Origin of the sequence: Pandoraea sp. (assembly GCF_004297875.1) — a bacterium.
In the GTDB taxonomy this organism is placed as follows: domain Bacteria; phylum Pseudomonadota; class Gammaproteobacteria; order Burkholderiales; family Burkholderiaceae; genus Pandoraea.
Window position 1 is genome coordinate 13,554 of the sequence record NZ_SCSK01000045.1, and the last position, 13,133, is coordinate 26,686.

13 protein-coding genes and 1 riboswitch are annotated in these 13,133 nt (G+C 62.7%); of the genes, 5 read left to right on the forward strand and 8 right to left on the reverse strand.

What is annotated here, in order from left to right; all coding sequences use genetic code 11:
* Positions 1-104: 104 nt before the first annotated feature.
* From EPN80_RS13210 to EPN80_RS13225, 4 genes are all read right to left on the reverse strand, one after another.
* Complete coding sequence (locus EPN80_RS13210) at positions 105-1,409, reverse strand: MFS transporter (protein WP_293027879.1); 1,305 nt, start codon at positions 1,407-1,409, stop codon at positions 105-107.
* Between the two features lie 133 nt (positions 1,410-1,542).
* Positions 1,543-2,709, reverse strand: a complete 1,167-nt coding sequence (tcuB, locus tag EPN80_RS13215; RefSeq protein ID WP_293027882.1) for a tricarballylate utilization 4Fe-4S protein TcuB — start codon at positions 2,707-2,709, stop codon at positions 1,543-1,545.
* Positions 2,696-4,114, reverse strand: a complete 1,419-nt coding sequence (gene tcuA / locus EPN80_RS13220) for an FAD-dependent tricarballylate dehydrogenase TcuA (RefSeq protein ID WP_293027885.1) — start codon at positions 4,112-4,114, stop codon at positions 2,696-2,698. The genes tcuB and tcuA overlap by 14 nt, the downstream gene beginning before the upstream one ends.
* A gap of 32 nt (positions 4,115-4,146) precedes the next feature.
* The gene (locus EPN80_RS13225; RefSeq protein WP_293027888.1) at positions 4,147-4,872 is read right to left on the reverse strand and encodes a GntR family transcriptional regulator; all 726 of its coding nucleotides are present in this window, start codon (positions 4,870-4,872) and stop codon (positions 4,147-4,149) included.
* A 239-nt stretch (positions 4,873-5,111) separates the two neighbouring features.
* Between EPN80_RS13225 and EPN80_RS13230 the strand changes: the two genes are divergently transcribed.
* The 3 genes from EPN80_RS13230 to EPN80_RS13240 all read left to right on the forward strand — a co-directional run bounded on the left by EPN80_RS13230 (position 5,112) and on the right by EPN80_RS13240 (position 9,159).
* Positions 5,112-6,302 carry a M20 aminoacylase family protein gene (locus tag EPN80_RS13230; protein WP_293027891.1) on the forward strand — a complete coding sequence of 397 codons (1,191 nt, stop codon included), beginning with the start codon at positions 5,112-5,114 and terminating at the stop codon, positions 6,300-6,302.
* A 50-nt stretch (positions 6,303-6,352) separates the two neighbouring features.
* A riboswitch (FMN riboswitch) is annotated at positions 6,353-6,497 on the forward strand.
* 94 nt (positions 6,498-6,591) lie between these two features.
* A complete protein-coding gene (gene ribB / locus EPN80_RS13235) occupies positions 6,592-7,248 on the forward strand; it encodes a 3,4-dihydroxy-2-butanone-4-phosphate synthase (RefSeq protein ID WP_293027894.1) in 657 nt (218 codons plus the stop codon).
* Between the two features lie 552 nt (positions 7,249-7,800).
* Positions 7,801-9,159: an ABC transporter ATP-binding protein gene (locus EPN80_RS13240; protein ID WP_293027897.1), complete on the forward strand. Its 1,359-nt coding sequence runs from the start codon at positions 7,801-7,803 to the stop codon at positions 9,157-9,159.
* A gap of 103 nt (positions 9,160-9,262) precedes the next feature.
* Here the strand turns inward: EPN80_RS13240 and EPN80_RS13245 are convergent, their stop codons facing one another.
* Complete coding sequence (locus EPN80_RS13245) at positions 9,263-10,225, reverse strand: delta(1)-pyrroline-2-carboxylate reductase family protein (RefSeq protein WP_293027900.1); 963 nt, start codon at positions 10,223-10,225, stop codon at positions 9,263-9,265.
* A 121-nt stretch (positions 10,226-10,346) separates the two neighbouring features.
* Positions 10,347-11,252 carry a cytochrome c gene (locus tag EPN80_RS13250; RefSeq protein ID WP_293027903.1) on the reverse strand — a complete coding sequence of 302 codons (906 nt, stop codon included), beginning with the start codon at positions 11,250-11,252 and terminating at the stop codon, positions 10,347-10,349.
* Positions 11,253-11,385: 133 nt separating this feature from the next.
* Here EPN80_RS13250 and EPN80_RS13255 point away from each other — a divergent pair, with 133 nt between their 5' ends.
* On the forward strand, positions 11,386-11,895 hold the full coding sequence (locus EPN80_RS13255) for an FUSC family protein (protein WP_293027906.1): 510 nt from the start codon (positions 11,386-11,388) through the stop codon (positions 11,893-11,895).
* 140 nt (positions 11,896-12,035) lie between these two features.
* Positions 12,036-12,353, forward strand: a complete 318-nt coding sequence (locus EPN80_RS13260) for a 4a-hydroxytetrahydrobiopterin dehydratase (protein ID WP_293027908.1) — start codon at positions 12,036-12,038, stop codon at positions 12,351-12,353.
* Positions 12,354-12,357: 4 nt separating this feature from the next.
* Here the strand turns inward: EPN80_RS13260 and EPN80_RS13265 are convergent, their stop codons facing one another.
* Both EPN80_RS13265 and EPN80_RS13270 read right to left on the reverse strand, forming a co-directional pair.
* The gene (locus EPN80_RS13265) at positions 12,358-12,576 is read right to left on the reverse strand and encodes a DUF3717 domain-containing protein (protein WP_293027910.1); all 219 of its coding nucleotides are present in this window, start codon (positions 12,574-12,576) and stop codon (positions 12,358-12,360) included.
* A 64-nt stretch (positions 12,577-12,640) separates the two neighbouring features.
* Entirely contained in the window at positions 12,641-13,093 is a 453-nt protein-coding gene (locus EPN80_RS13270) for an SET domain-containing protein-lysine N-methyltransferase (protein WP_293027913.1), read from the reverse strand.
* Positions 13,094-13,133 lie beyond the last annotated feature (40 nt).

Genomic DNA, 13,133 nt, shown 5'->3' on the forward strand with positions numbered 1-13,133 from the left:
GGCGCGGCAGGGATGCAAAGAGGCCGCCAGCGATCGACGCGATTGCTGGCGGCTGGGCAAATACTCGTTGAACTGCCCGCGCGATCATGTCGCGGGCCATACCGCTAAGCCTCGAGACTGGCCCCTTTGGTATCGGGCGTGGCCAGGATTGCGAAAATCGCCAGCACCGCGTAGCACATCACCATGATGCCGATGTAAAGGTAGGCGTGATGAATACCGTATTTGTGCAGCATCATGCCGGCCAGAATCGGAATCAGTCCGCCGCCGTAGACCTGCGAGACCTGATACCCGGCGCTCGCGCCGGACGCGCGATATTTGGTCGGGAAATTTTCGGTGTAGAAGGTCGGCACCGCGCCATAGCCAAAACCGAACACGAAGCCGAAGCCAATGATCTCGGCGATCGCCGCCAGCATGAAGTTGCCGGAATTGAGCAGATAGAAGTAGGGGATCGCGAACAGGAAGGCCACCACGGCGGAGGTCAGGAGGATCGTGCGGCGATTGATCCTGTCGGCCAGCAGCGAGCCGATGATCATGAACACCAGCATGAAGCCCGCGGCGATCAAGCCAATGGTTTCGGCCTGCATGGCGGTGAAGCCGACCGATTTCATGTAGCCGGTGCCGAACACGAAGCTCAGGAAAAAGACCCCGCTGAACATGGCGTTGACCAGCGACGTACGCAGGATGCGCAACGGCATGTCGCGCCACACCTGCCGGGCCGGATGAGCCAGGAGTTCACTCTTCGATTTGTAGCCCTCGAACACGAAGCTGTCTTCGGTGCGGGTACGAATCACGATGCCGACGATGGCCACGATGAATCCGACCACGAAGAAAATGCGCCAGCCCCAGCTGAGAAACTGTTCATGCGTCATCAGCGACTTGACCACGATGACCGAACCGAAGCCCAGCAGCAACCCCAGCGGAATCGCAAAGCCGACCCACGCGCCCCAGAAGGCGCGGTACTTCGAGCGGGCCGCCTGCTCGACGACCCACGTCGCGGCAGTGCCGAACTCGGCGCCGAAGCTGATGCCCTGCACCAGCCGGAAAACGATCAGCAAGGCCGGCGCGATCACGCCGATTCTGTCGAACGAGGGCGTCAGCCCGATCAGCAGCGTGCTCACACCCATCAGCACCAGCGCATAGACCATCGCGTCCTTGCGCCCGACGCGGTCGGCAAGATTGCCGAAGATGTATGCGCCAAGGGGGCGGATCACGATACCCATGCCGTATACCGCGATGGCAGCGGCAATCGCGGCCAGTCCCGGCAGTTTGAAAAAGACGTCGCCCCAGACCGTCGCGGCGATGATGCCGGTCACCAGGAAATCGTATTGTTCGATAACCGAACCGATAATACTGGCCAAGGCGACCTTGTAGATCTGCTTCTCTGTGGGATGACCCGTTGCCTGTTGCATCTTATGTCTCCGTTAAAAATGCTTCGTGCGTGCCGAATGGGTTCGCACTGCCTGCCTTATCGACAATGCGGCGACCGCCGCGCGGTGCCGCCTCGCCAAAAATTCACCGCTCACCCGCTCACCTGCTCACCTGCTATTCGCCGCCGATACCCAGCTTCGGGGGATTGCGCTTCTCGATCGACCACTTGAGCAGTGCGGCGCCGCGGTACACGCCGTGAGCGAACTTGCCGTACGGCAGCGTGGCGAAGAACGCCATCACCGCACCCAGGTGAATTGCCAGCAAGACGCCCATCGCGGCACTCTCGCGCCAGCCCAGCAGCGCCAGTCCGCTGATGCTGACCAGCAGCAGCAAGGCGATGAAGCCCCGGTCCATCGGCTTTTGCCGCGCGTCGCCGTGCAGTGGGTGGCGCCGCAGGTTCAGCCACAGCAACCCCGCCGGCCCGATCACCAGGCCGATGCCGCCGAGCGTGCCGAGCACCACCGGCAGGCTGGTGAGCGCATACGGGGCTTGCCAATCGAACAGGTAGTGATAGAGCGTCGCCACGCAGGTTGCGGCAAAGCACGACAGAAAACCGTAGAAGGTCCAATGATGGAAACGTCGGCGTGCCAGTGTGAAGGCGTCGTCGCGCTCATTGCAGCCCTGGCCGTGCCCGCCATCGAGATATTTGAGCCGCAGCACATCGTGCGCGGCTTCGGCCGCAGCCCCGCCCGACGCGGGGCCGGGCGCCTGATCGCGCCAGAAGCGGCGCACGCCGATGCCCAGCGCGACGACGGCGAACAAAAACACCGCGCCAAACATGAGCGCGAGCGTGTCGTGCGGAAAAATCGCGTAGAAGTCGGCGGCCAGCGGGCCGCTGGCCCATCGCCCCTGGATCAGCACCACCAGGCTCAGAAACAGCGCCAGGCCGGTCGCGGCGGCCAGCGCCAGCGTCAAACCATTGCGTTTGTACAGAGCGCCCAGAGCCGCCGGCCACGCATAGTCGGTGTAAGTTTCGACACGCACCCTGGCCATCGCCTGAGGCACATTGACGGCGAATTCGTGGGGCGGCGCATATTGGCACGCATGCAGACAGGCGCCGCAGTTGTGGCAAAGGTTGGCCAGGAAATGAATGTCGTTTTTGGCGAATGTCAGCCGGTGCGTCATGGCGGGAAATACCGCGCAGAAACCTTCGCAGTACCGGCATGCATTGCAGATCTGCATGATGCGGCCGACTTCCGCCTCGTCAGCGCTTGATGCGGCCGGCATCTGGTTGGCGCCCAGGGCGGCGGCTTCGCGGGTGAGCGCCTCAAGCGACTGCATGACTGACTCCATGAGAGGTTGTAGCGGGTTGGCCGGCCGCGCGCGCGGCCTGCGTGCCGGCGATGCGCCCGAACGCGGTGCCGATGGACATGCCCACGCCGGCCGTATAGCCCTTGCCCAGCACGTTGCCGGCCATCATCTCGCCGGCGACGAACAGGTTCGGGCTGGGTTTGCCGTCGAAATGCACTGCCGCCTGTTCGTTGGTCTTGAGCCCCAGATAGGTAAACGTGATGCCCGGGCGCAGCGCATAAGCGTAAAACGGCGGAGTGTCGATCGGCCGCGCCCAATGGCTCTTGGCCGGCGCAATGCCCTCGGTGTGACAGTCGTCGAGCACCGCGTGGTCGAACGTGCCGACCCGGCACGCGGCGTTGTAGGTTTCGATCGTCTTGACGAAAGTCGGTACGTCGAGCCCGGTGGCTTGCGCGAGCTCCGCCAGCGTGTTGGCCTGGATGCCCGGAAACACCGGCGGCATGAAGCGCCCGACGGCCTTGGAATCGATGATCGAATAGCCGATCTGCCCGGGTTGCTGGGCCACCAGCCGGCCCCAGATCGCGTAGCGCTTGGGCCAGAAGTCTTCGCCCTCGTCATAGAAGCGCTCGGCGTTGCGATTGAGCACGACGCCCAGCGACACGCAGTCGACGCGCGTGCAGATGCCGCCGTCGTAGAGCGGCGCGCGCGCGTCGATCGCCACGCAATGCGATTGCGACGGATCGCCAATCGCATCGGCGCCGGCCTCGATCATGAACTTGAGCAGCACGCCCATATTGAAGCGCGTGCCGCGAATCAGGAAATTGTCGGCCACCCATTCGCCGTTGACCTGGCCCCAGGCTTCGCGCAGCCATGCGCGGTTCGATTCGAAGCCACCGGCGGCCAGCACGCAACTGCGCGCGGCGATCCGTTCGGCGCCGAGGCGGGCCGCCACGAAACGATCGCCGTCGAGCTCGATCGCATCGACCGGTGCGTTGTAGCGAATCTGCACGCCGAGCGCCTCGGCACTGCGGTAATAGGCATTGACGAGCGCCTTGCCGCCGCCCATGAAAAAGGCGTTGGTGCGCGCCACGTGCAGCGCGCCCGACAACGGCGGCTGGAAGTGCACGCCGTGGCGGCGCATCCAGTCGCGGCAATTCGACGAGGCCCGAATCACCAGCCGCGCCAGCGTCTCGTCGGTCTGCCCGCCGGTGACCTTGAGCAGGTCCTGCCAGTACTCCTCTTCGGGATAGGCGTCGACCAGCACGTCTTGCGGCGCATCATGCATGCAACGCAGATTGCGGGTGTGCTGCGTATTGCCGCCGCGCCACTCGCGCGGCGAGGCCTCCAGCAGCAACACCGAGGCGCCCGCCTCACGCGCCATCAACGCAGCGCACAAGGCAGCGTTACCGCCGCCGATGACCAGTACGTCTACCATCCCTGAACGCTCCCAAGAACGCGATGCTTCAATCAATTTGCCTCGACCGCGTCACCGCCGGCATCCGCCCCTGGCGCCTGTCCGAACAACATCTTCAGCCGCAGCAGGCTGGCGTTGTGAATATGCCGGCGCGCGGCCTGTTCCGCGCCCTGCGCATCGCGCGCAGCGATACGCTCGACGATCTCGGCGTTCTCGCGGCACCCCGTGGCCATGCGCCCCGGCGACGAATAAGTGGTGGTGCCCAGCAGCTCCAGCGTATCGCGCAGCACCCCCATGGCCTGCAGCAGATAAACGTTGTGCGAGGCCGCGACGATGGCGTCGTGCAAACGCCGATTACCGGCAGCCATTTGCGCGGGCGTGGTGGCCTGCCCGAGCTGCGCGCAGAGTTGCTGCAGTGACTGGATTTCCAGCGGAGAGGCCTGCTCGGCGGCAAAACGCGCCGCCGCGCCTTCGAGTACCTCGCGCATCGCATAAAGCTGCATGACGTGACTGTTGGACAACTCGGTGACGACGAATCCGCGCGCCGCGCTCAGCGCCAGCAAACCCTCGGCCGCCAGCCGCTTGAGCGCCTCGCGCACGGGCGTGCGACTGACCCCGTATTTTTCGGCGATTTCGACTTCACGCAAACGCGTGCCCGGCAACAGGCGCTGCTCGCGGATATCGGCGCGCAGCCGGTCGTACACGAACTCCCCCAGCGGCCCGGCGGCCGACGGGCTGCCTTCGCCCCCGCGCCGGGGCTTGCTGAGCTTGGTATTCAACGTCGATCTCCTGATGGGTGTGGCCGCTGTCGCTGGGCTGTGCCGCAGCGCCGCGCTGTGTTTGCACACGAATGTATACAATAAAACACAATCGGCACGATGTCCAGCGTTTATCGGTCATCCAGGGGCTTTGGCTTCTCAAGCGACGCGACAATCTCTAGACTTGCCCCATGCCGGGCAGCGCCGTTGCGTATGCCGGCTTTCCCCCATCGCTGGAAACTTGCCAGGACCCGATCGACATGGACGCTCAAAAATCCTACTGTGAAGTCAACGATCTGACCGATGCCGCCGAAGCGCTGCGCGCGATCCGTCACCAGATTCATCAGCATCCCGAATTGGCTTACGAAGAAGTTGAAACCGGCGCGCTGGTCGCGCACAAGCTGCGCGAATGGGGTTATGCGGTCACCACCGGGGTGGGCAAGACCGGCGTGGTCGGCACGCTGAAGGTCGGCCACGGCAAGCGCAGCATCGGCATCCGTGCCGACATGGACGCGCTGCCGATCGTGGAGGAAACCGGCTTGCCCTATGCCAGCCGGCAGCCCGGCAAAATGCACGCCTGCGGCCACGACGGCCACACCACGATGCTGCTGGGCGCAGCCCAGTACCTGGCGAATACGCGCCGGTTTTCCGGCACGGTTCATTTGTACTTCCAGCCGGCCGAAGAGCACGGCGTCAACAGCGGCGCACGGGCGATGATCGAGGACGGCCTGTTCGAGCGCTTCCCGTGCGACGCCGTATTCGGCATGCACAACCATCCGGGCATGCCGCCGGGTACCTTCCTGTTCCGCAACGGCCCGTTCATGTCGGCCGGCGACAAGGTGTTCATCACCATCAAGGGGGTCGGGGGGCATGCGGCGCGGCCGCATTTGACCGTCGATCCGGTGGTGGCCGCGGCCAGCGTCGTGATGGCCCTGCAAACGGTGGTCGCGCGCAACATCGATCCGACCGAGCCGGCCGTGGTGACGGTCGGCGTGCTGCAGGCGGGCACCGCCAACAACGTGATTTCAAACAGCGCCAAGCTCGAGCTGAGCGTGCGCTCGTTCAGCCCGGCGGTGCGCGAGAAGCTCAGGCAACGCATCACCGAGCTGGTCCACGATCAGGCCAAAAGCTATGGCGCGAGCGCCGAGATCGAGTACATCATGGGCTATCCGGTGGTGGTCAACAGCGAGCGCGAAACCGAATTCGCGATTCAGGTCGCGCAGGAGCTGGTGGGCCCCGACAAGGTCGTGCCCCACACCGGCCTGCTCATGGGCAGCGAGGATTTCGCCTACATGCTGCAGCAGCGCCCCGGCTGCTTCCTGCGGCTGGGCAACGGCGAGGGCGAAGACGGCTGCATGGTGCACAACCCCGGCTACGATTTCAACGACAAGAACCTGCCGATCGGCGCGGCGTACTGGGCGCGGTTGGTCGAACGCTTTTTGGAGCCATAAGGAAATGTACGAGGTGGTTTCCAGACCAAGCATCCCCTGCTACCCTATCGTCACGTCTTCAGGGCGGGGCGAAATTCCCCACCGGCGGTAAGTTCATTCGTGAACAAGCCCGCGAGCGCTTGCGGTTCCGCAAGGTCAGCAGACTTGGTGCAAAGCCAAGGCCGACGGTTACAGTCCGGATGAGAGAAGATGTAATGCACACCCGCGCCAGGCAACTGGCGCCCACGGTGCGTGTTTACGTTTGCCCTGAAACGTTTTTCGCCACTTTATTCTTTGCGAGGGGCGTTTCATGTTTGTTCAATCACTTCCATCCAATACCCCTGCTCTAACAGACATCCATGAGCGAATGGAGGACGCCCTTCACACGATGCGTGCCGGGCGGCCGGTCATTCTAATGGACGATGCCGATCGGGAGAACGAGGCCGATCTTATTGTAGCCGCGGAGAAACTCTCGGTGTCGACCATGGCGCTTCTGATTCGGGAGTGCAGTGGAATTGTTTGCCTCTGCCTGACAAAGCATGTCGCCGAGCGCCTTCGGCTACCTCCCATGGTCTCGCACAATGAAAGCAGATTTGGCCCGGCATTTACCGTATCGATCGAGGCACGCCACGGGGTCACGACCGGCGTATCCGCTGCCGATCGTGTAACCACCATCAGGACCGCCATTGGCGATAACGCAACCGCCGACGATCCGTCTCGCCCTGGCCACGTGTTCCCATTGTATGCTCACGATGACGGTGTGTTGGGCAGACGCGGGCACACCGAGGGTGCCGTCGATCTGGCTCGGCTCGCAGGACTTAAGCCTGCTGCCGTGCTCTGCGAGCTCATGAACCCGGATGGCACGATGGCCAAGGGAAACGACATCCGTCGATTTGCTCTGGCGCACGGCTTTCCCGTCATTGCGATCGAGGATCTCATCCAGTGGCGGCGCGACAAAGCGCTCTGATCAAACAGTGCGCGGCATTCGGCTCGAGTAGAGCGGCAAGCGGCGCTTGAACGTAGACTGCAATGCCGCTGCCTCTCGCGATCGACGCGTAGCTACAAACGCGGCGGCCCCATTCCGCCGCCCGCTTTCCGTTCAAAAACTCAATACGGCACGCAGACATCCGCGCAATCCTCGCGCCGCCAAGCAAGCCTTTTGCGACCAAGCAACCGGCCGTTTCAGATACCTCCAGTAGCAGGCCTTCCTTCGGTCCATCAAAGTCGGCGTGTCATCGGCTTGGTGACTTGCATTGCCGGAGTGGACTGCGTCTCCATGCTCTCCCGTCATCCGCCACGACAAACAAACAGCTTAACGTTGCAGTTTCTTCGGCGAAACAGGTCCTGCAAACCAGTTGGCCATAACAGAAAACGTCAAAACCTCCGGCCCCAGGAATTCTCGCCAAGGCAAAGGATCTCTCGGGCCAGGTGCCTGATGGCATGGTTTCGTCCATAAACGCCGACGATATCTCACGCGGCCCATATCCGAACCGCGTTGCCCAGGATTTCGAGGCAGTTCATGCAAGCAGAAAAGTATCAATTACGCGACATATTCAGGCATCGGCATGCACTATGGACGCTTGGCCTCGTCTCAATCCATCAAAGCATCGTCGCCGGCTCGTCCTATTTCTTGACGCGCTTAATTGAGTTGTTTCAGCGCGGAGAAAAATTCGAGGGGTTTCTTCTTGCTTATCTCGTGATGATGTTGATCCCCTATATCCCCGGTTGCCTGTCATTCGTCACATTACAGGCCTGGGTCAATAACGCGCATCGGGCCCTCACGGAGCGTTTGGCGAATGCTGCCTACGGGGTAACGGAAAAAACCCGAGATGCCCGCCTCCAGGAAGCCGTCGAATCAATAGCAACGAGAAACTCTTTCATCACTATCAAAGACTATTTGTTCTTCGTCCACGACTTTGTGGGCTTTCTTCTAAACAGCGCGTTGAGCATGCTGGTTCTGGGTCTGTTACTTCCCGGCAATTTACTCATCGGCTATATCGTCGGCGTGGCGCTCTGCTCTCTCATCATTCTTTCAATGCGAAAAGCCATTCAAACGCGCTCGACCGCAGTGGAAACGGATTTTGTTTCATACAGCGATATGTTGTCGAGAATCTGGGACAACACAACGCTAGGCAATCGCTATAACTTCCTGTCTTGGACACACAAGCGACAAATCCTTGCCAGCCGTTACTATGAAGCGTCTAACCGACTAATGTGGCGAAAGCAGCTGAGTAATCTGGCGCTGGCCGGCGCCGCCCTCGGCCCGACGATCTACCTGGTGGCTCACGCGGTTGCCAATAACAGCGCCGACTCAGCGCTTCTCGCAGCTATTTTTGTCAGCCTGACGCGAATCTTCCATATTCTTAATTCACTGAGCACCCTGGTCTACCAGGTCTTGGAATGGTCGTCCATGAATGCTCGGTTGCGAATGTTATCCGACACGATATGCCGATTGTCTCAAGTCACGACATCGTCCGCTTTTCCACGGGGAGAAATCTATCTGAACGGGCGCCTGATAAGTCATTTCGGTCAGGCTGCTGCAATGTTGAGCGAAAAAGGGCAGGGTAGATTTACGATTAAAGGAAGCAACGGCAGCGGGAAATCAACGCTTTTGTTGTCCCTCAAGAAGCGCTTTTCCGACGCTGCGCATCTTATCCCCACTCACCACGGAAAACTTTGCTGGAGCGACAGTTTTCATCACCTGTCGACTGGTCAATGGACGTTGGCCCAATTGCGGGAGGTCGCCGATCGCCCCGATACAAAATACCTCCTGCTGGATGAATGGGATGCCAATCTCGATCCAGGGAATACCCAAGAAATCGACAGAATGCTCGATCAACTCAGTGCGCAAAAAGTAGTTATCGAAATCCGGCATTAAAGGAGCACAAATGCGCGGCAAATTGCGCCACCGCCTCCCTTGGAGGGAACGCCTGAAACAAGCGGGCATCTCCAGACCGCTGCGTACTTCGACCCTGGCGGCGTCAAGAACTTCCCTCCAATCGCCGCGCGCACAACACCGCCGCCAGATCCCACAGCGCGCATCCCACGCTCTTGAACAGGACCGGGCCGCCGGCGCGGAAGCGGTCGGGGGTGAGCACGGCGTCGACCAGCGGCACGGCGCGCGACCAGTTGATGCCGGCGTGCAGCAAGTCGCCGGCCTCGTGCTTGACTTCCCACGTGTCGATCACCAGCGTGCCGCGCACCGCGGCGTCGCGACACAACTGCGGCGGCAGCTCCTGCATGTCCGGGCGAAACGCGCCGACGGCGGCGATAAAGATGTCGTCGCGCCAGCGCATCGCGCCGCTGTCGGGCAGCACCGGGGCGGTGCTGGTGGTCGCGGCGACGACCACGGTGGCCGACTGCAGCGCGCCTTCGACCGAATCGACCACGGTGGCCTCGACACCCAGCGTCTGGGCATGATCGGCCAGGGCCTGGGCGTTCGCGCGGGTGCGCGAATAGAGCATGAAGTGGCGGCTCTCCAAACCGGCCGCGAAGGCTTCGAGGTGAGCGCGCGCCTGGACGCCCGCGCCGACGATCAATACCGGGCCGCGCGGGCGCGGCGCGAATTTGCGAGCCGCCAGCAACGATACGGCGGCGGTGCGCCGGCTGGTCAGCACGGGGCCGTCGAGCAGCATCAGCCGCTTGCCGTTGTTGGCGTCATATACGAGCACTTCGCCCTGGATCGCCGGCAGCCCATGACGCGCGTTGCCGGCATGCACATTGACGTGCTTGGTCATGGCGATGTCGCGGTTGCTCGCCGGCATCACCAGCAAGATGCCACCCGGCCTGCCGTCGCGGCCATCGCCATTGCCGACATGGCAGACCAGCCGCTCCGGAGCGTGCGCACTGCCGCTGCGCATTTCGGTCAACATCGTCTCGATGGCGTTGGCCAATTCGGGGTAAGGCAATGCCTGCGCGGTCTGCTGCGCATCCAGCGTAATCATCGGCAAGTCTCCTGACATGTCCGGCGCGGTGACTGATGCCATTCAGTGTAGCGTGAGTTATCGTCGCCGTTTGCCTTCCCATATCGCGATGTCGGGCATTCATGCGAAAGGATGATCGGGATCAACCACCGGGCAGGGGCGGCGCGGGAATTTTGCGCCCGGCCATGTGATGCAAATAGGCGAGCAGGTCGCGCAACTGCGCATCCGAGACGGTCGCGCGATCGATCCCTGGCATGCGCGCGTTGGGCCACCATCGCAGCGACTGCGGATTGCGGATGTAGCGGGCCAGGCGCGCATCGCCGAGATACTCGACCGGGTTGAAGGGCACGTTCAGGTCGGGGCCGAGGTGGGAATCGCCGGCGCCGTTGAGCGAGTGACACGAAAAACAGGCTCGCTCGAACACTGCGAAGCCGCGCATGACCGCGCCGTGCGCGGGCATGTCGGCGGCCGGTCGAATCGCCGGGAAGCGCTCGGCCGGGGAGGCGATCGCCTCGATGCGCTCGATGCTGTAGGTCCAGTAACTTTGGTTGATCGGCGTGCCCGCGCCGCGCGCCGCGCCTGTGGGCAAGGTCCAGACCAGCCGGAACGGCCCGATGTCATGCCCTTCGAGTGGCGGCCACGGCGCGGCCGGGTTTTCCACCGCCAGATAGGCGCGCGGCGCATCGGGCCGGCGAGCGATCAGCAATGCCATCGGCATGTGCGAAATGTAGCCATCGCTGGCCACCAGTGTCGCGGTGGCGCCTGGCGATATCGACAAGCCGGCGAACAGTACGGCCATCGGTATCGCCGAGACCGTCATGCGGCGCTTGAAATTGTCGTCGTCGATCCTCACCGGCGCGAGGCGCGGATCGGCCAGCAACGCGGCGCGCGTCCAACTGCGCTCATGCGCGGCGGCCGAGATCGTCAGGCGCGGGCCGGCGTCGGCCGCCGCCGATGCGGCAACCGGCGGCTGGCCCTGGGCCGCGCTCAGCGTGCAGGCCGCGGCCAGCAGCCAACCCGCGAGATAACGTTCGATGGTCCGCCACATTGATGTCTCCCCCTTGGGCGCGATGCCGCGCCGCGATGTCCGCGCGATTCTACCGCGCCGCGCCGGCATGCGAGGCAGTGCAGGCAGACGCCTATGTCATACTGGAAATTCCTCCGATCCTCGCCGCATCGCCATGCAGCTTTTCGCCATCAGCCTGCGCAAGAACGCGCTGGTCTACACCGTGAAGATCCTCACCGGCTCGCTCATCGTGTGGTACGGCCTGCGTTTCGTTGGTTTCAAGGAGCCCTACTGGGCAATGATTTCACTGATCATCGTCACCGAGCCGGACTTTGCGCAGGCCAAGGTGAACTTCAAGGCGCGCACCATCAACACTTTCAGCGGCGCGATCATTGCCTGTCTGATGCTGGTGCTGCTCGGCCCGACCCTGCCGTCGATGTTGATCGCGCTGGTGCTGGCGGTGCTGGTGGCGATGCTGATTCATAACTATCCGGCCAACTGGCGCCTGGCGCCGGTCACCGTGATCATTCTGATGTCGGCGGCATTCAGCGGCAGCAATTTGCACGAGGAACTGCACATGGCGATACTGCGCGTGGTCGAGGTACTGACCGGCAGCACGGTCGCGCTGCTGCAGTCCCTTGTCTACGGCAAGCTGGTACACCATCCGGACGCGGCGCCGCAATAGACGCCGGCACGCGCCGAACTTTTCCGGGCATGCGGCAGACAAAGCATGCTGCGGCGCCGCATCAGCAAGACGCCGCCGCCTGTGGAACAATCCAAGATACGTGATGCGTTCGCGTCGCACCGTGCGGCGCGGGCTGTCGCGTGTGTCGTTATGAGGATGCTGCAATGACCAACCGACTCTCTTCCGAAGAACGTGCCGCCCTGCTGGAAACACTGCCCGGCTGGCTGCCGGTGACCGGCCGCGACGCGATTCACAAAACCTTCGTGTTCGACGATTTCAATGCAGCGTTTGGCTTCATGACGCGCATCGCGCTCAAAGCCGAACAGATGAATCACCATCCCGAATGGTTCAATGTGTGGAATCGCGTCGAAATCACGCTGTCGACCCACGACGCCAACGGCCTGACCCGGCACGACGTCGATCTGGCCGCCGCGATCGAAGCCTTTGCCGGCCAATGAACGCTCAGCCTCGACGCCGCTGGTACGCCTCCCAGGCGGAGCGCGCGGCGTCGTCGAGCGCGGCCAGCGGCACGCTGCTGGCGTGCCCGACGATCATCAGCGCGTAGGGCCGGGACAGCGCGCTGGCTTCGCTGCATAACTTCATTTCCTCTCCGGCAGCCGGCGACACGCTGCGCCAGTAGTTGATGGCTGCCTCCAATTCGGTGAGTGTGATATCGGCCATGCGTTTCGCCTGAGGAAAGTCGGTGGGCAAGGCGGCTCGAGTGCTGCGCGAGCCGCCGAACCGCTCAGCGTTTGGGCGCCAGCATCGTGCCACGGCACTGCGGGCTGCCGCAGTGACAAGCATACTCACGTTTGAGCTTGGCGGTATAGCGGGCGTCGATGACCAGGCCGTAGTCATAAAACAGTTCTTCGTTCGGCGCGATGTCCTGCCTGGCATAAATGAACACGCGCTCGCCTTCCTCGCGGGCCTCGCAGTTCGGATCGCACGCGTGGTTGATCCAGCGCGCATTGTTGCCCTGCACCTTGCCGTCGATCACGCGGCCATCGTCCAGGCTGAAATAGAAGGTGTGCTGCGGATGATCGGGGTCGTGTGGATGACGGCGCAGCGCCTCGCGCCACGAAATGCGTTCCCCTTTGTATTCGATGATGCGCTCGCCGCGGGCAATCGCCCGGGTCGCGAAGACGCCTTTGCCATGCACGCCGGATTGGCGTACCACGATTCTGCGCTGGGAGGTCATGAGATCCAATCGATGAAAACGGAAAACCGGGCCTGAGAGT